The following is a 21,141-nucleotide window of genomic DNA, read 5'->3' as shown; positions in this document are numbered from 1 at the left end:
CCCGCCCGCGTTGCCACCTGTGACCGACCGGAAACCCTTGAAAGGCCTCATCGTCCATGTCCATTCCCCAGCAGGGCGGAGGCCCCATCGAACATCGCGACCAGCTGGCCGCCTATATCGCCAGTGGCGAAAAGCCCAAGGATGCCTGGCGCATCGGCGTCGAGCACGAAAAGTTCGGCTATGACGATGCGCGCAAGATGCCGCTGCCCTACGAAGGCCCCGTGTCGATCACGGCCATGCTGGAGGGGTTGCGCGACCGCTTCAACTGGACCCCGGTGCTGGAGGCGGGCAAGCTGATCGGGCTGGAACGCGACGGCGCGAATGTCAGCCTGGAGCCCGGCGGCCAGCTGGAACTGTCCGGCGCGCCGCTGGAGACGATCCACCAGACCTGCGACGAGGTGAACGGCCACCTGGCCGAGGTCGAGGCTGTTGCCGCAGACATCGGCGCGGGCTTCATCGGGCTGGGCGCCGCGCCCATCTGGGCCGCGGGCGACATGCCGATGATGCCCAAGGGGCGCTATCGCCTGATGACCGATTACATGGGTCGCGTGGGCACGCTTGGCACGCAGATGATGTACCGGACCTGCACCGTGCAGGTGAACCTGGATTTCGCGTCCGAGGCCGACATGGTCCAGAAGATGCGCGTCGCGCTGGCGCTGCAGCCGGTGGCCACCGCGCTGTTTGCCAATTCGCCGTTCCTGGACAACAAGCCCAACGGCATGAAGTCCTGGCGCGCGCATATCTGGCAGAACCTGGATGCGGCGCGGACCGGCATGCTGCCCTTCGTCTTCGAGGACGGCTTCGGATACGAGGCATGGGTCGATTACGTTTTGGACGTGCCGATGTACTTCGTCTATCGCGACGGGAAATACATCGACGCCCTGGGCCAAAGCTTCCGCGATTTCCTCAAGGGGCAGCTGCCGGCCCTGCCGGGCGAGGTGCCGACCCTGTCGGACTGGGCCGATCACATGACCACCGTGTTCCCCGAGGCCCGCGTCAAGAAATACATCGAGATGCGCGGTGCCGATGGCGGCCCGTGGCGCAGGCTGTGCGCGCTGCCGGCGCTGTGGGTCGGGTTGACCTATGACCAGGGCGCGCTGGATGCCGCGACCGATCTGATCAAGGATTGGGACGCCGAGACCCGCGAGGCGCTGCGCGTGGCTGCGGGCCGCGACGGGCTGCAGGCGCAGGTCGGTGGCGTGAAGATGCACGATCTGGCTCGCGAGGTTCTGGCCATCGCCGAGGGCGGGTTGAGGGCCCGCGCCCGGTCCGGCAATGACGGGCTCGTCCCAGACGAGACGCATTTCCTGAACGCGCTGAAGGAAAGCGTAGACAGCGGCAAGGTCCCCGCCGACGAGCTGCTGGAGAAGTACCATGGCGCGTGGGACGGCGATCTGACGCGGATCTACGACGAATATTCCTACTGATCGCCGGGTTGCGTCCCGCGACGCGCCGGGGGGACGTCCCGTCCCCCCGGACCCCCCTTGGGCGTCCCACGGGATAGCGGACGCACGCGAGTGTGAGGCGTGGTTGCCCGCCAAGCCTTGAACTGGGCCGTCAGTGGTGGCACCCCGGCGCAAAAGATGCGGGGGCATGCGATGCGTGGTGATGTGATGCAGTGGATGGGCCGTCTGGTGGCCGTGGTCTTTGGACTGGGGGTGCTGGCGCTGCTTGGGGCGGTCGTGGTGCTGGTCCGGCAGGCCGAGGGCATACCGCCCTGGCCGATCTTTCTGGGACTGCTGGGACTGGTCGCCCTGATCCTGCTGGCGGGGGCGTGTCTTGCGCTGATCTCGATCGCTGTGTCGGCGCGGCGCGGGGCCGAGGCGTTGCAGCGGCTTGGTGGCACGCTGCCCGCAGCGGTTGCCGAGCCTGAGCCTGCCGCGCACATGCAGGGGCCGTTCACGCCCACCGGGCTGGCGGACGCGCCCGGTCGCCCCGTGCGTCCGGGACGTGGTCTGGTCGCCACGCGCTGAGCGTTACTTGCGGCCGATCCGGGGTTCGGTTCCGGCCATCAAGCGGCTGATGTTGGCGTGGTGCCGGATGAAGATCAGCACCGCCATGAAGGCCGCAACCGCCGCGATGTCGGGCCGGCCGAGCACCCAGGCAAAGACCGGGGCCAGGGCCGCGGCCAGCAGCGCGCTGAGGCTGCTGATGCGGGTGACCGCGGCGGTCAGCGCCCAGGTGGCGCAGGCGATCAGCCCCAGAGGCCAGTTCAGCGCGATCACCGTGCCCAGGAACGTGGCCACCCCCTTGCCGCCTTTGAAGCGCAGCCAGACCGGGAAGCAGTGGCCCAGAAACGCCGCGCCGCCCGCCAGGATCGCGGCGGTTTCGCCGCCGAAATGGCGGGCCAGCAGGACGGCGATGGCGCCCTTGCCCGAATCCAGCAGCAGCGTGGCCAGCGCGGCGCCCTTGTTGCCGGTCCGCAGCACGTTTGTCGCGCCGATATTGCCGGACCCGATCTGGCGCAGATCGCCCAGGCCCAGGGCGCGGGTGATGACCAGGCCGAAGGGGACGGAGCCCAGAAGATAGCCGAAGATCGCCCAGAGGATCATGCGTGGTCTCCGAAAACGGGGGTGCCCGCGACCCAGGTGCCAAGAACGCGCCCCTGCATCCGGGCCCCGTCAAAGGGTGTGTTCTTCGACTTCGACAGCAGCGCAAAGCGGTCCAGCACGAAGGGCGCGTCGGGGTCGAACAGCACCAGATCGGCGGGCGCGCCGTCGGACAGGCGTCCGGCGGACAGGTCCAGCCGCCGGGCGGGGTTCAGCGCCATGGCGCGGAACAGCTGCGGCAGGGTCAGGCCGCCCTGATGGTACAGGCGCAGGGCCGCGGGCAGCAGGGTCTGCAGGCCGACGGCGCCGGGGGCTGCGGCTTCGAAAGGCAGGCGTTTCGATTCCTCGTCCTGCGGGGTGTGAAAGCTGGCGATGGTGTCGATCAAGCCCTGGGCCACGGCATCGACCATGGACAGGCGGTCATCCTCGGACCGCAGGGGCGGGGTGAACCGAAAGAAGGTCCGGTAATCGCCCACGTCGAATTCGTTCAGCGTCAGGTGGTGGATCGAGATCCCCGCCGTCACGTCCAGCCCCGCATCGCGCGCCCGCGCCAGGGCGGGCAGGCTGGCGGCCACGGTGATCTGGTCGGCGTGGTACCGCCCCCGCGTCATCGCGACCAGCGCCAGGTCGCGGTCCAGGCCCATCACCTCGGCCATGGGGGACACGGCGGGGATGCCGTAAAGGGACGCGAACTTGCCGCTGGTCGCCGCCGCCCCGTGGGACAGCGACGGGTCCTGCGGATGGCCCACGATCAGCGCGTCCAGGCCGCGCGCATAGGTCATGCAGCGGCCCAGCAGCTTGGTGTCGCGCACCACGCGCACGCCATCGGTAAAGGCCACTGCGCCCAGATCGGTCAGGAACCCGATCTCGGTCATCTCGCGGCCTTCGCGGGCCTTGGTCAGGGCGGCCATGTGGCGGATGTGGACGGGCGCGTCGCTGGCGCGGCGGGCGACGAATTCCAGCGCCTCGGGGGTGTCGATGGGGGGCGTGGTGTCGGGGCGCGCGATGATCGTGGTGACGCCGCCCGCCGCGGCCGCGCGGCCCGCGCTGCGAAAGCTCTCCTTGTGACGTTCGCCCGGTTCGCCGATCTTGACGCCCCAGTCGATCAGGCCGGGCGCAGCGCGCGGCCGCGACAGTCGATGACGGTGGCACCTTCGGGGGCCGGTTCCTCGGGCGCGCCGCGTCCGGCGATCAGGCCGTCGGTGACGCGCAGGCTGCCCATGTCTTCGGTCTGGGCCTCGGGGTCGATCAGGCGGGCGTTGCGGAAGATCAGGTCCATCACGGCTCTCCGACGGCGGTGCGGCCACGGCTGGCGCGCAGGTTGCGGGCCAGCAGGTCCAAGGCCGCCATGCGGACGGCGACGCCCATCTCGACCTGGTCCTGGATGACGCTGCGGTTGATGTCGTCGGCGATGGTGCCGTCGATCTCGACCCCGCGGTTCATCGGGCCGGGATGCATGACGATCGCGTCGGGCGCGGCCAGCGCCAGCTTTTCCGCGTCCAACCCAAAGCGGTGGAAATATTCGCGTTCGGACGGGATGAAGCCGCCGTCCATCCGCTCCTTCTGCAGGCGCAGCATCATCACGACGTCGACGCCCTTCAGACCCTCGCGCATGTCCTCGAACAGCTCGACGCCCATGTCGGCGACGCCCGCGGGCATCAGGGTGGCGGGACCGATCAGGCGGATGCGGTTCTCCATCTTGCCCAGCAGGATCAGGTTCGACCGGGCCACGCGGCTGTGGGCGATGTCGCCGCAGATGGCGATGGTCAGGCGCTGCAGCCGCCCCTTGGCGCGGCGGATCGTCAGCGCGTCCAGCAGGGCCTGGGTCGGATGTTCGTGCCGCCCGTCGCCCGCATTGATGACCGCGCAGTTCACCTTTTCCGCCAGCAGGTTGACCGCCCCGGAATGCGGATGGCGCACCACCAGCAGGTCGGGCTGCATCGCGTTCAGCGTCAGCGCGGTGTCGATCAGCGTCTCGCCCTTCTTCACCGACGACTGCGCGACGGCCATGTTCATCACGTCGGCCCCCAACCGCTTGCCCGCCAGCTCGAAGCTGGCCTGAGTGCGGGTCGAGTTCTCGAAGAACATGTTGATCTGGGTCATGCCGGCCAGCGCGTCGGAATGTTTCACCGTGCGGCGGTTCAGGGTGACGTAATCCTCAGACAGGTCCAGCAGCGACACGATCTCGTCGGGCTTGAGATGGTCGATGCCCAGAAGATGGCGGGCGCGAAAGCTCATCGGGGGCCTCCTGGGGGACGGTGTTCGCGCGATCTATCGCAGATGGGGGCAGGGGCGGCAAGCCGCGCGGGCGGGTGGCCGGGTCGCCTTTCCGCCGATGCGGGGCGCGAAATGTTGCAGGGCGTGCAATGCCGCCCCTTGCCGCATTTTGCGGCTGCGGATATGGCAGGACGATGCACAGCCGATACCGCCCCCACGTTCTTGCGACCCTGTCGTTGGGCCTGCCGTTGATCGGCAGCCATCTGGCGCGCATGGCCATCGGCGTGGGCGACACGGTCATGATCGGCTGGTACGGGGTCGAGCCGCTGGCCGCCCTGGTCATCGCGACCAGCTTCTTTCACATCCTGTTCTTCCTGGGCATGGGCTTCGGTATCGGCGTTCTGGGCCTGATCGCGACCCATGTCGCCGCCGGCCGCGAGACCGAGGTTCGCCGCGGGGCCCGCATGGCGCTGTGGCTGTCGGCGGGCTATGGCCTGGCGGTGATGCCGCTGATGTGGTGGTCCGAACCGATCCTGCAGGCCCTGGGCCAGACCGACATGGTCAGCGCGCTGGCGCAGGATTACCTGCGCATCGCGGGCTGGGGCCTGGCGGTGGTGCTGGGTCAGCTGACCCTGTCGTCCTATCTGGCCGCGCTGGAGCGGACGCAGGTCGTCATGTGGGTCACCCTAGCCGGGCTGCCGCTGAACCTGGCGCTGAACTGGGTGCTGATCTTCGGAAACCTGGGCGCGCCTGAACTGGGCGTGCGCGGCGCGGCCATCGCCAGCGTCACCGTCCAGGTGGTCCAGCTGCTGGCCCTGATCGCCTATGCGGCCTGGGTACCCATCGCGCGCAAGTACAACCTGTTCCAGCGCTTCTGGCGCCCCGACTGGCAGGCGATGCGCCAGATCGCGCGGATCGGCTGGCCCATCGGCCTGACCATGGTGGCCGAGGGCGGGCTGTTCGTCGCCTCGAACATCATGATGGGCTGGATCGGCACGCCCCAGTTGGCCGCCCATGGCATCGCGCTGCAGATCACCTCGATCACCTTCATGGCGCATCTGGGGCTGTCCAACGCGGCGACCGTCCGCGTGGGGCAGGCCAAGGGCCGCGGCGATCGCGCCTGGATGCGCGACGCGGCGGTGACCGTGGTGTGGATGTCGCTGGCCTTCGCCGTCGTGGCGATCATCCTGTACCTGCTGTTTTCCGAACAGCTGATCCGGCTGTACCTGGACCCGACGGACCCGCAGGCCCCCCAGATCGTGGCGCTTGGCGCGATGCTGCTGATGTATGCGGCGCTGTTCCAGCTGACCGACGCGTTCCAGGTGATCGCTCTGGGCTTCCTGCGCGGGGTGCAGGACACGCAGGTGCCGATGTGGATCGCGGGCTTCAGCTATTGGGTCGTGGGCATGCCGGTGGCCTGGGCGCTGGCCTTTCCCCTGGGGTTCGGCCCCGCGGGGCTGTGGCTGGGCCTGTGCGTCGGGCTGACCTTTGCCGCAGTCCTGCTGATGCGGCGGTTCTGGCGCGGCCACGCGCGCGGGGACTGGACCCGCGCCACGGCCACGGTCTAACCTGCCCCCAAACAGGAGCTTTCCCATGCGCGCCGTCTTCGTCCAGTTCCGCTGCGAGCCCGGCAAGACCTATCAGGTCGCCGAGGCCATCTACGACCGCGAGGTCGTCAGCGAGCTGTATTCCACCTCCGGCGATTTCGACCTGATCGCCAAGGTCTACATCCCCGAGGATCAGGATGTCGGCCGCTTCCTGTCGGACCGGCTGTTCGACATCCCGCATATCAGCCGCACCCTGACCACCATGACCTTTCGCGCGTTCTGATGCCGCCCTTTGCGCCCCTGGTGGCGGGCCTGCCCGCGACCGTGCCCTTTGTCGGCCCCGAAACGCTGGAACGCCGCCGCGGCGCGCCCTTTGCCGCCCGCCTTGGCGCGAACGAAAGCGCGTTCGGGCCCAGCCCGCTGGCCGCCCGCGCCATGCGCGAGGCCGTGGGGCAGGTCTGGAAATACGGCGACGCGCCCAGCCTTGATCTGTCCCACGCGCTGGCGGCCCATCACCGCACGACCCCGGACAGCATCATGGTCGGAGAGGGCATCGACGGCCTGCTGGGCAACCTGGTGCGGATGGTGATCGCGCCGGGCGATGCGGTGGTCACCTCTGACGGGGCCTATCCCACCTTCAACTATCACGTCGCGGGCTTTGGCGGTGTCCTGCACAAGGTCCCCTATCGCAACGACGCCGAAGATCCCAACGCGCTGCTGGACCGCGCCCACGCGACGGGCGCGCGGCTGATCTATTTGGCCAACCCCGACAACCCGATGGGCAGCTGGCACGACGGCGCGGTGATCGCGGCGATGCTGGACCGCCTGCCGCCCGACTGCCTGCTGGTGCTGGATCAGGCCTATGCCGAATTCGCGCCGTCTTCGGCCATCCCCGACATCGCGGCGGACGATCCGCGGGTGATCCGCATGCGGACCTTCTCCAAGGCCTACGGGCTGGCCGGGGCGCGCATCGGCTATGCGATCGGCGCGCCGGACCTGATCGCGGGCTTTGACCGGGTGCGAAACCATTTCGGGGTGAACCGCATCGCCCAGGCAGGTGCGCTGGCAGCGCTGGCCGACCAGGGCTGGCTGGCCCATGTCGTGGCCGAGGTTCAGGCCGCCCGCCTGCGCATCGCCGATATCGGCGCCGCAAGCGGCCTGACCGCGCTGCCCTCGGCCACGAATTTCGTGGCGCTGGACACCCATCGCGATGGCGCCTTCGCCCGCACCCTGATCGCCGCGCTGGAGGGGCAGGGCGTGTTCGCCCGCATGCCGGGTGTCGCCCCCCTGGACCGCTGCATCCGCATCAGCGCCGCGCCGATCCACGAACTCGACGTGTTCGAGGACGCGTTGCCCCGCGCGATGGCCGCCCTCAATCCCGCATGAAGCGGCGACGGGCCTCCTCGGCGATGGCCTGACGCATCTGCAACCGCGCGATCTCGGCCAGCAGGGCCGCGCGCTCGGGGCCTTCGGGCAGGTCGGTCAGGCGGGCCTGCGCGGCGATCACCTGCTTCTTCAGCACGATCTCCTGCGGCAGCACCCCGGCCTGCGCCATGATCCGGAACCCCGCCGCCGTCGCGTCCGTCTTGATGGGCCGGTCGGGCAGGGGCTTGCCCTCGCCCTCCAGCCCCGCCAGATTGCCTTCGGCGCGGGCCTTCAGCATCATCCGTTCGGCGATCCGCTCTAGCCAGCCCACTCGCGCCCCCTCACGGTTCTCCGTTGCCAAAATACCCATGGCCCGGCCGCCCCACCGGCGCGCCGGGCCGCAGGCTCACATCGCCGCCAGCTGCGCCAGCGCGGCCTGCAGGCGGGCGATGTCGTCCTCCAGCGCGGCCAGCTTGCCGGTGGTCTCCTCGATCACCTCGGCATCGGCATTCTCGACGAACTTCGGGTTCGACAGGCGCTTGGACAGGCCCTCGGCATCCTTGCGGACCTTGCCCTCGGCCTTCTGCAGGCGCGCCGTTTCCGCCGCCACGTCGATCACGTCGCCGATCGGCAGCGCGAAACTGGCCCCCTGCACCGACACGGCGATCATCCCCTTGCCGGCAACCCCGTCCGCGGCAGGGTTCACCCGCGCCAGCCGTTCGATCAAGGGACCGTTGTCGGCCAGCGCCGCGCGCGCCGCGTCGTCCGCCTCGGTCACGACGAGGTCCAGCTTGGCCCCCGCCGGCACGCCCATCTGCGCGCGGGCCGACCGCACGCCCTCGATCAGCGCGATGACCCAGTTCATCTGGCGATCCGCATCCGCGTCGATCAGGTCGGCGCCCAGTTCCGGCCAGTCGCCATGCACCAGCATGCGGTCGCGATCCCCGGTCAGCGCCCACAGCTCCTCGGTGACGAAGGGCATGATCGGGTGCAGCATGGCAAAGCACTGATCCAGCACCCAGCCCATCGTGGCGCGCGTCTCCTCGGCGTGATCGCCGTCGAACAGCGGCTTTGCGAATTCCACGTACCAGTCGCAGACCTTGCCCCAGACAAAGGCGTAAAGCCCCGTCGCCGCGTCGTTGAAGCGATAGCCGGCCAGCGCCTCGTCCGTCGCCATCAGGATGCGCGCGGTCTCTCCGATGATCCAGCGGTTCACGGTATGGGTGGGCTGGGGCCGCGCCCCGCCGCCGCGCACGCCGTTCATCTCGGCAAAGCGGGTGGCGTTCCAGATCTTGGTGACGAAGTTGCGGTTCACCTCGACATGCTTGGGCCCCAGCTTGGGGTCGCGCCCCATTGCCGCCATGCTGGTCAGCGTGAACCGCAGCGCGTCCGCGCCATAGGCATCGACCAGCGTCAGCGGGTCGATCACGTTGCCCTTGGACTTGGACATCTTGGCGCCCTTTTCGTCGCGCACCAGCCCGTGGACATAGACGGTCTTGAACGGCACGTCGCCCACGACCTCCAGCTGCATCATCATCATCCGGGCGACCCAGAAGAAGATGATGTCAAAGCCCGTGACCAGCACATCGGTCGGGAAATACCGCTTCAGCTCTTCGGTCGGCTCCGGCCAGCCCAGCGTCCCGATGGGCCACAGCCCCGAGCTGAACCAGGTGTCCAGCACGTCCGGGTCGCGCGTCAGGGTCTTGCCCGGCGCCATTGCCTGCGCCTCGGCCTCGGTGGGCGCGCAATACTGGTTGCCCTCCGAATCGTACCACACCGGGATCTGGTGGCCCCACCACAGCTGGCGGCTGATGGTCCAGGGCTCGATGTTCTCCAGCCAGTTGAAATAGACCTTCTTGTGCTGTTCGGGCAGAATCTCCGTGCGGCCGGACCGGACGGCCTCCAGCGCGGGTTCGACGATGCGCTTGGTGTCCACGAACCACTGGTCGGTCAGCATCGGCTCGATCACCACGCCAGAGCGGTCGCCGAAGGGTTGCATGATCGGCTTGGCGTCGATCACGGGGCGGCGCTCCAGATGCTCGGCCCCGGTCTCGGGCTCGATCTCGCGGTGCAGATAGGTGACGGCCAGGCCCTCGGCGGTGATCGCATCGACGACCCGCTTGCGGGCCTCGAACCGGTCCAGGCCGCGCAGATCGTCCGGGACCAGGTTGACGGCCGTGACGTCGCCCACATCCTCGCCCGCCGCGGCGCGGGACGCGATGGCGGCGCTGTCGGCATAGGACAGCCCGTCGGCGCGCATCGCGCCCTTTGTGTCCAGCAGCGCGTACAAGGGAATGCTGTTCCGCATCGCCACGCCATAGTCGTTGAAATCATGCGCGCCGGTGATCTTGACCGCGCCGGACCCAAAGGTCGGGTCGGGGTATTCGTCGGTGATGATCGGGATCAGGCGGCGGTGCTCCTTGGGGCCGACCGGGATCTCGACCATTTGGCCCACGATGGGGGCATAGCGTTCGTCGGACGGATGGACCGCCACCGCGCCGTCGCCCAGCATCGTTTCGGGCCGCGTGGTCGCGATACTGATATAGTTGCGCGTCTCGCGCAGGGTCACGCGGCCGTCTTCGTCGCGTTCGACGTATTCATAGGTCGCGCCCCCGGCCAGCGGGTACTTGAAGTGCCACATATGGCCCGGAACCTCGCGGTTCTCGACCTCCAGGTCGCTGATCGCGGTCTCGAAATGGGGGTCCCAGTTCACCAGCCGCTTGCCGCGATAGATGATGCCCTTGTTGTACAGGTCGACGAAGACCCGGATCACCGCGTCGTGGAAATTGCCCTCCTCGCCCGCGGGGGCACCGGGGGCGCCGGACATGGTGAAGGCATTGCGCGACCAGTCAGCACTGGCGCCAAGGCGCTTCAGCTGGTTGATGATCGTGTCGCCGGATTCGCGCTTCCAGTCCCAGATCTTGGCGGTGAAGGCATCGCGCCCGATCTCGCGGCGGTTCGGTTCACCCCGTTCGGCCATGCGGCGTTCGACGACCATCTGCGTGGCGATGCCCGCATGGTCCTGACCCGGCTGCCACAGCGTGTCGAACCCGCGCATCCGGTGCCAGCGGACCAGGATGTCCTGCAGCGTGTTGTTCAGCGCGTGGCCGATATGCAGGCTGCCGGTGACGTTGGGGGGCGGGATCATCACGGTGAAGGTTTCAGACCGCCGGGCATTGGCCCCGGCGGCAAAGGCGTTCGTCGCCTCCCATTCGGCCGCGATCCGGGCCTCGGCATCCGCCGCGTCAAAGCTTTTGTCCATCGTCATCGCATCACCCCATCTGTTGCAGCGGGATTAGCGAATGCAGGGCCAAAGGCCAAGCCCGTCAGGACACGTCCACGATGGGGGCGAAACCGCCCCAGAACATCCGTGCCCCGTCAAAGGGCATCTCTGCCATGTCGGAATGGTCCTCGGTCATCATCGCGGCCCATGCGGCATCGGCGGTCGCGCGGTCGGGCCATTCTATCCAGGAGAACACCGGCACCTCGTCTCCGGTGGCCTGCGTGGCGCGATAGAAGTCGGTTTGCTTGCCGTGGGGCACGTCCTCGCCCCAGCATTCGACCATGCGCAGCGCGCCGTGGCGCTTGAACATCGGCCAGGCCTTGACGGCGTGATCGGCATAATCGTCGCGCTTGTCCGCAGGCACGGCCAGCACGAACCCGGAATAATAGGTCATCGCATCCTCCCTTGCGTCAACGGCCACAGTGTCCGCCGGCAGGGGATTCGAGGCAACAGCCGATACGCCTAGACGGCACGATCCAGCTTGGTCGCCAGGTGGATCAGGCTTTCCGACGACCGCACCCCCTCGATCGCGCCGATGCGGTCCAGCGTCTCGTCCAGTTCGGTGGTGGATGCCGTCGCCAGTTGCAGCAGCAGGTCGACCCGGCCGCTGGTGGTGTGGACGCGTTCGACCTGGGGCAGGGTCTTGAGCCGCGACAGCACGCCGGGCTGGGCACGGGGTTCGATCCCCAGCAGCACGGTGGCACGGATGCGGGCGCCGCGCGCGGCCTCGCCAAGGCGCAGGGTGTATCCGGCGATGGCGCCGGTGCTTTCCAGCCGTTCCAGGCGGGCCTGCACGGTGGACCGCGCGACGCGCAGCCGGCGGGCCAGAACGGCCACCGACATGCGCGCATCGCCCGACAGCTGCGCCAGAATGTTGCGATCCAGATCGTCCAAAGCCGCCCTTGCCTGCCTGTTTCGTCAAAATGACATGAACTGCGTCATAATAACCGGGACGGGGCGCGATTCTACCCTTTTCATCGGTGAAATCGGAACCCAAAAGCGCCATTCTGGGTTGACGCAGTTCAGCCCATCACCACCACCAGCCTCCTGCGAAAGGAACCGCAATGGGACAACAGAAGACCGTCTGGGACAATCCGGCCGAGGTCATCCGACATCTGGCCCCGGAACATCCGGTCATGGTCTTCGCGCCGACAGTCCTGCAGGACCGTGCGCGGCAATTCATCGACGGCTTTCCGGGGCTGGTGACCTATGCGGTCAAGTCCAACCCCGACGAGGCCGTGATCCAGAATCTCGTCGCCGCCGGCATTCGCGGATTCGACGTGGCGTCCCCGTTCGAGATCGACCTGATCGGCCGCATGGCGCCGCATGCCGCGCGCCATTACCACAACCCCGTCCGCGCCCGGTCCGAGATCGCGCATGGCGTGGCCCAGAACATCCGCGCCTGGTCCGTGGACAGCCGGTCCGAACTGGACAAGCTGTTCGACCAGGTGCCGACCCATGTCGACGGCAAGGGGGTCGAGATATCGCCCCGCTTCAAGCTGCCGGTTCTGGGGGCGGCCTATGATTTCGGGTCCAAGTTCGGTGCATCGCCCGAACTGGCGGCCGAGTTGCTGGCAGAGGTCGCGCGCCGCGGCTATGTCCCGTCGCTGACCTTCCATCCGGGCACGCAATGCACCGACCCGATCGCGTGGGAAAGCTACATCCGGGTGTCCAAGGACATCTGCGACATGGCGGGCGTGCGCGCGGTGCGGCTGAACGTGGGCGGGGGCTTCCCTTCGCATCGCGTCATCGGGGTCGAGCCCGACCTGACCTCGATCTTCCAGGAGATCGCGGACACCGTGACCGAGATGTTCGGGACCGACGCGCCCGACCTGGTCTGCGAACCGGGCCGCGGCATCGTGGCCGACGCCTATGCGCTGATCACCCGGGTCAAGGGCGTGCGCGACGGCGGCCACGTGTTCCTGAACGACGGCGTCTATGGCGGTCTGGCCGAATTGCCGATCATCGGCAACATCGACCGCATCGAGGTGCTGACCCCCAAGGGCACCCCGCGCGAGGGCGAGGCCGGCGGCCGCGTCATCTTTGGCCCGACCTGCGATTCGGTCGACCGCCTGCCGGGCGAACTGGCCCTGCCGGACACGATCCAGGAAGGCGACTTTGTCATCTTCCACGGGGCCGGCGCCTATTCGACGGTCACGAACACGCGGTTCAACGGCTTTGGCGCGGTGACCAACGCGACCGTGATGCGCCTGTCGTAACGGTTTCCTCATGCCCCCATGCTAGCCTTGGGGGCATGATACCTGTTCGACCACCCACCACCCATGTCGTGCTGATGGACGGCACCTTCGCGTCGCTGGCCGACGGGCGGCGCAGTTCCATCGGTCGCATCCACCGCCTGCTGACGGGGCAGCTGAGCGCCATGCCCCCCGGCCGCGTCCGCATCCATTACGGCATGGGCCAGCAATGGACGCGCTGGCGCACGCTGCCCGACCTGATGATGGGCCGCATCCTGGAAGCCCGAATCACCGACGCCTATGGCTGGCTGGCCAGCGGCTATCGCCCCGGCGACCTGATCTTCATGCTGGGCTATTCCCGCGGGGCCTTTGCGATCCGCAGCCTGGCGGGGATGATCAGCCGCGTGGGCCTGTTGCAGGCGCAGGCGGCGACCGATCGCCATATCCGGCTGGCTTGGCGCTATTACCATCAGGGGGGCACGCCGCAGGCGATGGCCGCGTTCCGGCGCAGGCGCTGTCACGCGCAGGCGCCGATCCGCATGGTCGGCTGTTTCGACACGGTGATGGCCTTGGGCCTGCGCCTGCCGGTGCTGTGGATGCTGACCGAACCGCGGTTCCGGTTCCACGACGCGCATCTGGGGCAGGGGATCGAGCATGGGTTCCAGGCCTTGGCCCTGGACGAGACCCGCGCGGCCTTTGCGCCGCTGCTGTGGGACGATGCCCATGCGGCGGGCCGGATCGAGCAGATGTGGTTCCGCGGCGCGCATCCCGATATCGGCGGACAGCTGTCGGGGTTCGAGTTTTCGCGGCCCCTGGCGAACATCCCGCTGGTCTGGATGCTGGATCGGGCCGAACAGGTCGGGCTTCCCCTGCCGCCCGGCTGGCGCGGCCTGTTTCCCTGCGATGCGACGGCCCCGTCGATCGGGACATGGCGCAACTGGGGCAAGGCCTTCTTGGCGCGCGCGCCCCGCATTGCAGGCCGCTACACGACCGAGACGTTGCATCCGACCGTGCCAAACCCCGTCCCCGGCCAGGCCCGCCTGACCGGCCACCTGGCTGTGCACCGACCGCCGCGCAGGGCATCGCCTGTGGGAATCGTCGCGCGCTGGCGCCGCCCGCCCGTCGATCCGGCCTAGGCTGTCGTCAGGCCACGGCCTCCAGCCCGGCCTTGGGGCGCACGCCCAGGGCGGCACAGACGTCGCGGGTCAGTTCCGGGCGGTTCAGTGTATAGAAATGCAGCTTGTCCACACCGCCCGCGATCAGCTTTTCGCACAGATCCACCGACAGGTCGGTCGCCAGCACGCGCTGTGCGTCGGGGCCGTCCAGGGCGGCCAGCTGGAACGCCTCTTCGGCCCAGTCCGGTACGGTGGTGTTGCAGGTCGCGGCGAAACGCTTGGTCCCGGCCCAGCTTTGCACCGGCAGCAGGCCGGGGATGATGGGCGCGTCGATACCCGCCGCCACGCATTTGTCGCGGAACCGGAAAAAGGTTTCGGGTTCAAAGAAGAACTGCGTGATCGCGCTGGTCGCGCCCGCCTCGACCTTGCGTTTCAGCCAGGTCACGTCGGCATCGCCATCGGCGCTGTCCGGGTGCGGTTCGGGATAGGCGCCACAGCGGATGGTCATGTCGCCGCGGGCGGCGATCGCCTCGATCAGCTCGACCGAATTGGCAAAGCCGTCGGCATGCGGGGTGAAACGGTCGGCGCCCTTGGGCGCGTCGCCGCGCAGGGCCACGATCTCGGTGATCCCGGCATCGGCATAGGACTGCACGATCTCCATCGTCTCGGCGCGGGTCGCCTCGACGCAGGTCAGGTGGGCGGCGACCGCCAGCCCGAACTGGCGGTTGATCGTGGTCACGGCCTCATGGGTCAGCTTGCGGGTCGTGCCGCCGGCGCCATAGGTGACCGACACGAAATCGGGGGCCAGCGGCGCCAGCACCTTGGCGGTTTCCCACAGCTTGAACGAGGCTTCCAGCGTCTTGGGCGGGAAGAACTCAAAGCTGACATGCGGCGTGGTCATGGCGAATCCCTTCGTGTTGGCAGCTCTTGTGCCATGCGTCGCGGCGTGAGACAAATTCATAATCTTCAACATCAACGTGAGGGCGTTTCATCATGCATCTGGAACTGCGCCATCTGCGCACCGTGCATGCCATCCACGAACAGGGCGGCCTGGCCCGCGCCGCCGAGGTGCTGAACATCACCCAAAGCGCGCTGTCCCATCAGGTCAAGGCACTGGAGGAACAGTCCGGCGCCCAGCTGTTCGTGCGCAGCACCAAGCCGATGCGCCTGTCCGCCGCGGGCATGCGCCTGCTGCGCCTGGCCGAACAGGTCCTGCCCCTGGTCGCCGCGACCGAGGCCGAGTTCAAGGGCGTCGAGGCCGGGCGCATCGGGCGGCTGCACATCGCGATGGAATGCCACGCCTGCTTTGACTGGCTGCTGCCGGTGCTGGACATCTTTCGCCGCGCCTGGCCCGACGTGGATGTGGACATCCGCCAGCGTCTTGCCTTTGGCGCGCTGCCCGCGCTGGTGCGCGAGGAGGTGGACCTGGTGATCTCCTCGGATCCCGAGGATCTGGCGGGCGTCACCTTCCAGCCGCTGTTCGATTACGCGCCGACGCTGGTGGTGCCCGCGGGCCATCCGCTGGTCGCCAAGGGTCATGCCGATCCCGCCGATCTGGCGGATCAGACGCTGATCACCTATCCGATGGACCGCGCGCGGCTGGATGTCTTCAGCCAGTTCCTGACCCCCGCGAACATCGAACCCCTGCGCCAGCGGACGGTCGAGCTGACCGCGGTGGCGCTGATGCTGGTGGCCTCCGGGCGGGGTGTCGCGGTCATGCCGGACTGGGTCCTGCGGCGCGAGGCCGCGAACCCGGAACTGGTGCTGCTGCCCCTGGGGCCGCAGGGGATCCGCCGCCGCCTGTACGCAGCGGTGCGGTCGGGCGACCTGTCGCAGCCCTACATGGCGCATGTGCTGCGGTTGTCGCGCACCGAACCCCTGCGGATGCTGCGCGGCCCGTCCAGCTGAACGGGCGCGTCATGCTTGGCTTTCCGCCGCGTCTGCCCTATGACGCGCCAACCCCAATTCCCGGAGCACCCGATGGCAAGCGCCAATCTGAACGTGATGATCAAGGCCGCCCGCAAGGCGGGTCGCGCCCTCGTCAAGGACTTCCGCGAGGTCGAGAACCTTCAGGTCAGCGTCAAGGGCGCCGGCGATTTCGTCACCCGCGCCGACCGCGAGGCCGAACGCCTGATCAAGGAAGAGCTGATGACCGCCCGCCCCAGCTATGGCTGGCTGGGCGAGGAGACCGGCAGGACCGAGGGCGACGACCCCACCCGCCGCTGGATCGTCGACCCGCTGGACGGGACCACGAACTTCCTGCACGGCCTGCCGCACTGGGCCGTCTCCATCGCGCTGGAGCACAAGAAGGAGATCGTCGCGGCGGTCATCTTCGACGCCGCCAAGGACGAGATGTTCGTGGCCGAAAAGGGCACCGGCGCCTATATGAACGACCAGCGCCTGCGCGTGTCGGGCCGCACCAAGCTGTCCGAATCGGTGTTCTCGACCGGGATCCCGCATGCGGGCACCGGGCCGCTGCCCGCGATGATCCAGGATCTGGCGCAGCTGATGCCCGTCTGCGCGGGCGTGCGCGGGTTCGGGTCGGCGGCGCTGAACCTGGCCTATGTCGCCGGCGGCCGGTTCGACGGCTATTGGGAACGCGGCACGAAATCCTGGGACGTGGCCGCGGGCATCCTGATGGTGCGCGAGGCCGGCGGTTTCGTCCACGGCATCCGCGAGGGCGACGACCCGCTGGAATCGGGCCGCATCGTGGCCGCAAACCCGACGCTGCTGGAACCCTTTGCCAAGATCATCCGCGCCCGCGACTAGGGCGCAACAGGTCAGGGTTGCAGGTCGTGCAACCCTGACCCTCGCTTGACCTTGCGGAATGGCGGGCGCAACAGGGGGCAACCCTGAAAGCGTGCGCCCATGTCCGACGACCGACCCGCCCCGCCCTATGCCGCATCCGCCGCCGTCGCGGCGCCGCCCCCGGTTCCGCCAGAGGGGCAGGCCCCCGTCCGCGACCGCACCGGCCTTGCCATCGCGATGATGTGCGCGGTCAGCCTGATCTTTGCGTTCCAGGACGTGTTTTCGCGGATTCTGGGCGGGGGCTATCCGCCGGTGCTGATCGTGATGATCCGCTACTGGGTCTTTGCGCTGTTCGTGATCGCGCTGGTCGCGCGCCAGCCGGGCGGGTTGAAACGCGCCATCCGCACGAAACGCCCCCTGACCCAGATCGCCCGCGGCGTGATCCTGGCTCTGGAGGTGCTGATCATGGTCGAGGCCTTCGTCCGCCTGGGCCTGATCGAGACGCATGCGGTCTTTTCCGTCTATCCGCTGCTGGTCGCGGCCCTGTCGGGGCCGGTCCTGGGCGAAAAGGTCGGCTGGCGGCGCTGGACCGCCATCGCCGTGGGATTCGCCGGTATCATCGTGATCCTGAACCCCGGCGGCGGGGTCATCAGCGTGACCGCGCTGCTGCCCTTTGCGGCCGCGCTGATGTTCGCGCTGTACGGTCTGCTGACGCGGCACGTGTCGCGCGACGATCCGGCGATGGTCAGCTTTTTCTGGACCGGCGTGTCGGGGGCGGTGGCGATGACGCTGGTGGGCATCTGGGACTGGCAGTGGCTGGCGCCGATGGACTGGGTCTGGATGGCCTGCCTGTGCGTCTGCGGCATGACCTCGCACTATCTGATGATCCGCAGCTATGAGATGGCCGAGGCGTCGGCCCTGCAGCCCTTCGGCTATACCCAGCTGGTCTGGGTCAGCATCCTGGGCGTGTTCCTGTTCGACGAGACGCTGCGCACCAACGTGGTGGCGGGCGCCTGCATCGTGGTCGCGGCCAGCCTGTTCACTCTGTGGCGACAGCGGGCCCGGTCGCAGTGAACCAGTCCGCGGGCAGGCGCGGACCGATGAAGGGCTTGGGCCGCGGCTTGGCCGACAGGGCCAGCGTCAGGCGCGCCGGCGGGGGCGGCACCGCGCCGCCGCCCGACAGGTCCCACCGGGTGACGACCGGCGCGGGCGTGCCGTGGATGCGGGCCCGATAGATCGGCAGCGCCTCGGCCACGCGCATGACATAGTTGCGGGTCTCGTCGAAGGGGATCAGCTCGACCCAGTCCACCGGGTCCATGTCGCGGCGCAGGTCGCCGAAATCGCCCAGCCAGCGGGCCGGACGTCCCGGCCCCGCATTATAGCCCGCCGCGATCAGCGCCACCGACGGGCCGAACCGGTCGGCCAGGTCGATCAGGTATTGCGACCCGATCCGCGCGTTGTAGGCCGCATCGCTGGACAGGCGGCCCAGGTCATAGGGCATGCCGATCTGGCGGGTGACCTGTTCGGCGGTGCCGGGCATGACCTGCATCAGCCCCTGCGCGCCAACCGGGCTGCTGGCGGTGTAGTTGAACTCCGATTCCTGGCGCGCGATGGCCATGACCAGCTCCGCGGGCGGGCCCAGATCCTCGCGCTCCAGCCCCGTCAGGGGGAAATGCGCGACGGGCCAGATCACGCCCTGGTTGGCCGACTGCTTGGCCAGGCGCAGGCCGTGCCAGGGGGTCCCGGCCTCGTACATCAGGCGCGACATGCGGGCGATGTCATCGGGCGTCGCGGTTTCGGCAAGGTGCAGCAGGAAACGTTGCGCATCGTCGCGGCGGCCACTGGCGACCAGCCACAATCCGGCGCGAAAGATCGCGTTCTCGCGCAGCGCGCTGCCGCGCCAGTCGGGCAGGCTGTCGATGGCCGCATCAGCCACGGCGTAATCGGCGGGCAGGGTGCGGCCCACCTTTTCCATCGCCAGTTGGCCGTAATAGGTGCCGGGCAGGTCGGCCGCGGCATCAAAGGCGGTGCGGGCGGCGGCGGCGTCGCTCAGGGCCTCGTGCGCGCGGCCCTGCCAGTACAGGGCGCGGGACGTGCTGATCGCGGCGCCCACGACGGTTTCCAGGTGGTCGAAATGGGTCAGCGCGCGGGCCGGATCGCCGGTCTTCAGCGCGGCAAAGCCCGCCAGCCATTCCAGGTCGGCATAATGGCGGTTGTCGGGCGTCAGGAAATGCGGCGTGGCGAGCCGCAGCGCGCGGTCCCAATCGCCATTGCGCATCGCCAGACGGGTGTAATCCACCCGCATCGACGCCCACCGCGCCGGAACGCGCAGCGCATCCGCGCTGGTCGAGGATTCGAGCAGCAGGGTCTGGGCGCCATCATGCTGGCGGGCGCCCACGCGCCAGTCGAAGCGGTCCATCGCCAGGCCCGGATCGGCGCGCTGACCCTCTGGCAGCGCCAGGATCAGGTCGTCGACGCCCGCGCGCCCCGCCTGCACGGCGATCCGGGCGCGGGGCAGGGGGCGGTCGGCCTCGGGCAGGCGCGCCAGCAGGCGTTCGGCCTGCGCCCATTCGCCCGTGTCCAGCATCGCGGTGACGCGGGCAGGGACCAGGGGCAGCAGTTCGGGAAAGGCTGCCAGCAGGGCGGTCTCATCCTCGGCCGGCAGGGGCTGGGCGGTGAAGAAGGCCGCGCGCGTGCGGGCGCGTCGGCATCGGGCAGGATCGCGGTCAGCGCGTTCAGCCCGGCCCGCGTGGTGGGGCTGCGGCCGTCGAACCACAGGCGGATGTCGTCGGGATCGGCGCCGGGGCGCAACCGCGCCTCTCCGCGCTGGATCAGCAGGTCGAGGCCCGGCCAGTCGGGATGGTTGCGCAGGAAGGCCGCGTAATCGGCGAAATCGCCGTGGCCTGCGCGCAGGGCGTGCCAGCCGACCAGCGCCTCGCCCAGGGGGCCCGCGGCGCGGGCGGCGTCGCGGGCGGTCACCCAGTCCTGGACCTGGGTCGCGGCCAGGGCCAGCGCCATCGCGCCCGGATCCTCGGCCCGTGCGGGCAGGGCCAGGGTCAGGGCCAGAAGGCCCGCCATCATCATGTCACGCAGAAGTCGCATCACCACCCTGTGTCACCGTCAAACGCCCCGCGTGCAATTCACAACCTTGGCAAGTTCGCGGCCCTTGGTTAGGGATGGCCGCGCAATTGCCTGCTTTCACCAAGGATCATCATGGAGCGTGTCATGTTCAAAGGGTCGATGCCAGCCCTCGTCACGCCGTTCACCCCGGACGGCGAGCTGGATCTGGACACGCTGAAGAAGCTGGTCGACTGGCATATCGACCAGGGCAGCCACGCCCTGGTTCCCGTGGGCACCACCGGCGAAAGCCCCACCCTGACCCATGACGAGCATCGCACCGTCATCGAGGAGGTCGTGCGTGCGGTGAATGGCCGCGTGCCGGTGATCGCGGGCGCGGGGTCCAATTCGACGCGCGAGGGGATCGGCCTTTTGCAGCACGCGGCCAGCGTGGGCGCGGATGCGGGGCTGGTCGTCACGCCCTATTACAACAAGCCGACGCAGGCGGGGCTGATCGCGCATTACACGGCGCTGACGGATGCCTGCGACCTGCCGATCATCATCTACAACATTCCGGGGCGGTCGGTCGTCGACATGATGCCGGAGACGATGGGGGTGTTGGCGCGGATTCCGTCGATCATCGGCGTCAAGGACGCGACCGGCAAGCTGGAACGGGTGAGCTGTCAGCGCATGACTTGCGGGGCGGATTTCATCCAGCTGTCGGGCGAGGACGCGACCGCCCTTGGCTTCAACGCGCATGGCGGCGTGGGCTGCATCAGCGTGACCGCGAACGTGGCGCCGCGCCTGTGCGCGCAGTTCCAGGAGGCCACGCTGCGCGGTGATTACGCCGCGGCGCTGGAGATCCAGGACCGGCTGATGCCGCTGCATCTGGCGATCTTTGTCGAGCCGGGTCTGGTGGGCGCGAAATACGCGATGTCGCGCCTTGGCCTGTGCAACGAGCGGGTGCGCCTGCCGCTGACGCCGCTGACCGAGCCGACGCGCCACCTGATCGACGCGGCGCTGGAGCATGCGGGCCTGACCTGACCTGCGTCCCGCGACGGCGGG

Annotated in this window: 20 protein-coding genes and 1 pseudogene; 11 read left to right on the top strand and 10 right to left on the bottom strand. The window is 68.7% G+C overall.

Going from position 1 to position 21,141, the window contains the following annotated elements; translation table 11 throughout:
* The first annotated feature begins 56 nt into the window (after nt 1–56).
* Together TY51_RS08730 and TY51_RS08725 are read left to right on the top strand one after the other, a co-directional pair.
* Nucleotides 57–1,427, top strand: a complete 1,371-nt coding sequence (locus TY51_RS08730; RefSeq protein WP_042248429.1) for a glutamate--cysteine ligase — start codon at nt 57–59, stop codon at nt 1,425–1,427.
* A gap of 171 nt (nt 1,428–1,598) precedes the next feature.
* Nucleotides 1,599–1,973 carry a hypothetical protein gene (locus tag TY51_RS08725; RefSeq protein ID WP_156117962.1) on the top strand — a complete coding sequence of 125 codons (375 nt, stop codon included), beginning with the start codon at nt 1,599–1,601 and terminating at the stop codon, nt 1,971–1,973.
* Nucleotides 1,974–1,976: 3 nt separating this feature from the next.
* Here TY51_RS08725 and plsY read toward each other — a convergent pair whose 3' ends face one another.
* From plsY to TY51_RS08710, 3 genes and pseudogenes are all read right to left on the bottom strand, one after another.
* Nucleotides 1,977–2,552 carry a glycerol-3-phosphate 1-O-acyltransferase PlsY gene (plsY, locus tag TY51_RS08720; protein WP_042248425.1) on the bottom strand — a complete coding sequence of 192 codons (576 nt, stop codon included), beginning with the start codon at nt 2,550–2,552 and terminating at the stop codon, nt 1,977–1,979.
* Nucleotides 2,549–3,828 (bottom strand): annotated as a pseudogene (pyrC, locus tag TY51_RS08715) (dihydroorotase). The gene plsY and the pseudogene pyrC overlap by 4 nt, the downstream one beginning before the upstream one ends.
* Nucleotides 3,828–4,787, bottom strand: a complete 960-nt coding sequence (locus TY51_RS08710; RefSeq protein WP_042248422.1) for an aspartate carbamoyltransferase catalytic subunit — start codon at nt 4,785–4,787, stop codon at nt 3,828–3,830. The pseudogene pyrC and the gene TY51_RS08710 overlap by 1 nt, the downstream one beginning before the upstream one ends.
* Before the next feature lie 173 nt (nt 4,788–4,960).
* Here TY51_RS08710 and TY51_RS08705 point away from each other — a divergent pair, with 173 nt between their 5' ends.
* From TY51_RS08705 to TY51_RS08695, 3 genes are read left to right on the top strand one after another with little or no spacing between them, the layout of a single operon-like run.
* The gene (locus tag TY51_RS08705; RefSeq protein ID WP_042248418.1) at nt 4,961–6,334 is read left to right on the top strand and encodes an MATE family efflux transporter; all 1,374 of its coding nucleotides are present in this window, start codon (nt 4,961–4,963) and stop codon (nt 6,332–6,334) included.
* A 25-nt stretch (nt 6,335–6,359) separates the two neighbouring features.
* Nucleotides 6,360–6,596 (top strand): Lrp/AsnC ligand binding domain-containing protein, encoded by a 237-nt coding sequence (locus TY51_RS08700; RefSeq protein ID WP_042248415.1) that lies wholly within the window; start codon nt 6,360–6,362, stop codon nt 6,594–6,596.
* On the top strand, nt 6,596–7,699 hold the full coding sequence (locus TY51_RS08695) for a pyridoxal phosphate-dependent aminotransferase (RefSeq protein WP_042248412.1): 1,104 nt from the start codon (nt 6,596–6,598) through the stop codon (nt 7,697–7,699). The genes TY51_RS08700 and TY51_RS08695 overlap by 1 nt, the downstream gene beginning before the upstream one ends.
* Here the strand turns inward: TY51_RS08695 and TY51_RS08690 are convergent.
* The 4 genes from TY51_RS08690 to TY51_RS08675 form a co-directional block, all read right to left on the bottom strand.
* Nucleotides 7,686–8,009: a DnaJ family domain-containing protein gene (locus tag TY51_RS08690; RefSeq protein ID WP_231558975.1), complete on the bottom strand. Its 324-nt coding sequence runs from the start codon at nt 8,007–8,009 to the stop codon at nt 7,686–7,688. The genes TY51_RS08695 and TY51_RS08690 overlap by 14 nt on opposite strands.
* Nucleotides 8,010–8,084: 75 nt before the next feature.
* Nucleotides 8,085–10,946 (bottom strand): valine--tRNA ligase, encoded by a 2,862-nt coding sequence (locus TY51_RS08685; RefSeq protein ID WP_042248408.1) that lies wholly within the window; start codon nt 10,944–10,946, stop codon nt 8,085–8,087.
* Nucleotides 10,947–11,004: 58 nt separating this feature from the next.
* Nucleotides 11,005–11,355 carry a DUF1428 domain-containing protein gene (locus tag TY51_RS08680; RefSeq protein ID WP_042248405.1) on the bottom strand — a complete coding sequence of 117 codons (351 nt, stop codon included), beginning with the start codon at nt 11,353–11,355 and terminating at the stop codon, nt 11,005–11,007.
* 68 nt (nt 11,356–11,423) lie between these two features.
* Nucleotides 11,424–11,855, bottom strand: a complete 432-nt coding sequence (locus tag TY51_RS08675) for an Lrp/AsnC family transcriptional regulator (RefSeq protein WP_042248403.1) — start codon at nt 11,853–11,855, stop codon at nt 11,424–11,426.
* Nucleotides 11,856–12,025: 170 nt separating this feature from the next.
* On the opposite strand from TY51_RS08675, the gene TY51_RS08670 reads away from it, so the two are divergent.
* Together TY51_RS08670 and TY51_RS08665 are read left to right on the top strand one after the other, a co-directional pair.
* The gene (locus TY51_RS08670; protein WP_042248401.1) at nt 12,026–13,180 is read left to right on the top strand and encodes a type III PLP-dependent enzyme; all 1,155 of its coding nucleotides are present in this window, start codon (nt 12,026–12,028) and stop codon (nt 13,178–13,180) included.
* 35 nt (nt 13,181–13,215) lie between these two features.
* Complete coding sequence (locus TY51_RS08665; RefSeq protein ID WP_081994818.1) at nt 13,216–14,292, top strand: DUF2235 domain-containing protein; 1,077 nt, start codon at nt 13,216–13,218, stop codon at nt 14,290–14,292.
* Nucleotides 14,293–14,299: 7 nt separating this feature from the next.
* Here TY51_RS08665 and metF read toward each other — a convergent pair whose 3' ends face one another.
* The gene (metF, locus tag TY51_RS08660) at nt 14,300–15,172 is read right to left on the bottom strand and encodes a methylenetetrahydrofolate reductase [NAD(P)H] (protein WP_042248398.1); all 873 of its coding nucleotides are present in this window, start codon (nt 15,170–15,172) and stop codon (nt 14,300–14,302) included.
* A 92-nt stretch (nt 15,173–15,264) separates the two neighbouring features.
* Between metF and TY51_RS08655 the strand changes: the two genes are divergently transcribed.
* The 3 genes from TY51_RS08655 to TY51_RS08645 all read left to right on the top strand — a co-directional run bounded on the left by TY51_RS08655 (nt 15,265) and on the right by TY51_RS08645 (nt 18,093).
* Nucleotides 15,265–16,179 carry a LysR family transcriptional regulator gene (locus TY51_RS08655; RefSeq protein WP_042248395.1) on the top strand — a complete coding sequence of 305 codons (915 nt, stop codon included), beginning with the start codon at nt 15,265–15,267 and terminating at the stop codon, nt 16,177–16,179.
* 72 nt (nt 16,180–16,251) lie between these two features.
* Nucleotides 16,252–17,040, top strand: coding sequence for an inositol monophosphatase family protein (locus tag TY51_RS08650; RefSeq protein WP_042248392.1), 789 nt, complete (start codon nt 16,252–16,254; stop codon nt 17,038–17,040).
* Between the two features lie 99 nt (nt 17,041–17,139).
* Entirely contained in the window at nt 17,140–18,093 is a 954-nt protein-coding gene (locus tag TY51_RS08645; RefSeq protein ID WP_081994816.1) for a DMT family transporter, read from the top strand.
* Here TY51_RS08645 and TY51_RS23340 read toward each other — a convergent pair.
* Both TY51_RS23340 and TY51_RS23335 read right to left on the bottom strand, forming a co-directional pair.
* Nucleotides 18,059–18,775, bottom strand: coding sequence for a lytic transglycosylase domain-containing protein (locus TY51_RS23340; RefSeq protein WP_255351399.1), 717 nt, complete (start codon nt 18,773–18,775; stop codon nt 18,059–18,061). The two genes, TY51_RS08645 and TY51_RS23340, sit on opposite strands and share 35 nt — an antisense overlap.
* Before the next feature lie 707 nt (nt 18,776–19,482).
* Complete coding sequence (locus TY51_RS23335; RefSeq protein ID WP_231558974.1) at nt 19,483–20,121, bottom strand: hypothetical protein; 639 nt, start codon at nt 20,119–20,121, stop codon at nt 19,483–19,485.
* A 123-nt stretch (nt 20,122–20,244) separates the two neighbouring features.
* Here TY51_RS23335 and dapA point away from each other — a divergent pair, with 123 nt between their 5' ends.
* A complete protein-coding gene (dapA, locus tag TY51_RS08635) occupies nt 20,245–21,120 on the top strand; it encodes a 4-hydroxy-tetrahydrodipicolinate synthase (protein WP_042248456.1) in 876 nt (291 codons plus the stop codon).
* The last annotated feature ends 21 nt before the right edge of the window (nt 21,121–21,141 follow it).

Origin of the sequence: Paracoccus sp. PAMC 22219 (assembly GCF_000787695.1) — a bacterium.
Lineage (GTDB): Bacteria > Pseudomonadota > Alphaproteobacteria > Rhodobacterales > Rhodobacteraceae > Paracoccus.
This window is presented reverse-complemented; position numbering and strand designations above follow the sequence as displayed.

Bases quoted from the DNA above. Each gene is read 5' to 3' on its own strand.
- TY51_RS08730 (WP_042248429.1), top strand. From the start codon at position 57: ATGTCCATTCCCCAGCAGGGCGGAGGCCCCATCGAACATCGCGACCAG.
- TY51_RS08725 (WP_156117962.1), top strand. From the start codon at position 1,599: ATGCGTGGTGATGTGATGCAGTGGATGGGCCGTCTGGTGGCCGTGGTC.
- plsY (WP_042248425.1), bottom strand. From the start codon at position 2,552: ATGATCCTCTGGGCGATCTTCGGCTATCTTCTGGGCTCCGTCCCCTTC.
- TY51_RS08710 (WP_042248422.1), bottom strand. From the start codon at position 4,787: ATGAGCTTTCGCGCCCGCCATCTTCTGGGCATCGACCATCTCAAGCCC.
- TY51_RS08705 (WP_042248418.1), top strand. From the start codon at position 4,961: ATGCACAGCCGATACCGCCCCCACGTTCTTGCGACCCTGTCGTTGGGC.
- TY51_RS08700 (WP_042248415.1), top strand. From the start codon at position 6,360: ATGCGCGCCGTCTTCGTCCAGTTCCGCTGCGAGCCCGGCAAGACCTAT.
- TY51_RS08695 (WP_042248412.1), top strand. From the start codon at position 6,596: ATGCCGCCCTTTGCGCCCCTGGTGGCGGGCCTGCCCGCGACCGTGCCC.
- TY51_RS08685 (WP_042248408.1), bottom strand. From the start codon at position 10,946: ATGACGATGGACAAAAGCTTTGACGCGGCGGATGCCGAGGCCCGGATC.
- TY51_RS08680 (WP_042248405.1), bottom strand. From the start codon at position 11,355: ATGACCTATTATTCCGGGTTCGTGCTGGCCGTGCCTGCGGACAAGCGC.
- TY51_RS08670 (WP_042248401.1), top strand. From the start codon at position 12,026: ATGGGACAACAGAAGACCGTCTGGGACAATCCGGCCGAGGTCATCCGA.
- TY51_RS08665 (WP_081994818.1), top strand. From the start codon at position 13,216: ATGATACCTGTTCGACCACCCACCACCCATGTCGTGCTGATGGACGGC.
- metF (WP_042248398.1), bottom strand. From the start codon at position 15,172: ATGACCACGCCGCATGTCAGCTTTGAGTTCTTCCCGCCCAAGACGCTG.
- TY51_RS08655 (WP_042248395.1), top strand. From the start codon at position 15,265: ATGCATCTGGAACTGCGCCATCTGCGCACCGTGCATGCCATCCACGAA.
- TY51_RS08650 (WP_042248392.1), top strand. From the start codon at position 16,252: ATGGCAAGCGCCAATCTGAACGTGATGATCAAGGCCGCCCGCAAGGCG.
- TY51_RS08645 (WP_081994816.1), top strand. From the start codon at position 17,140: ATGTCCGACGACCGACCCGCCCCGCCCTATGCCGCATCCGCCGCCGTC.
- TY51_RS23340 (WP_255351399.1), bottom strand. From the start codon at position 18,775: ATGTACGAGGCCGGGACCCCCTGGCACGGCCTGCGCCTGGCCAAGCAG.
- TY51_RS23335 (WP_231558974.1), bottom strand. From the start codon at position 20,121: ATGCGACTTCTGCGTGACATGATGATGGCGGGCCTTCTGGCCCTGACC.
- dapA (WP_042248456.1), top strand. From the start codon at position 20,245: ATGTTCAAAGGGTCGATGCCAGCCCTCGTCACGCCGTTCACCCCGGAC.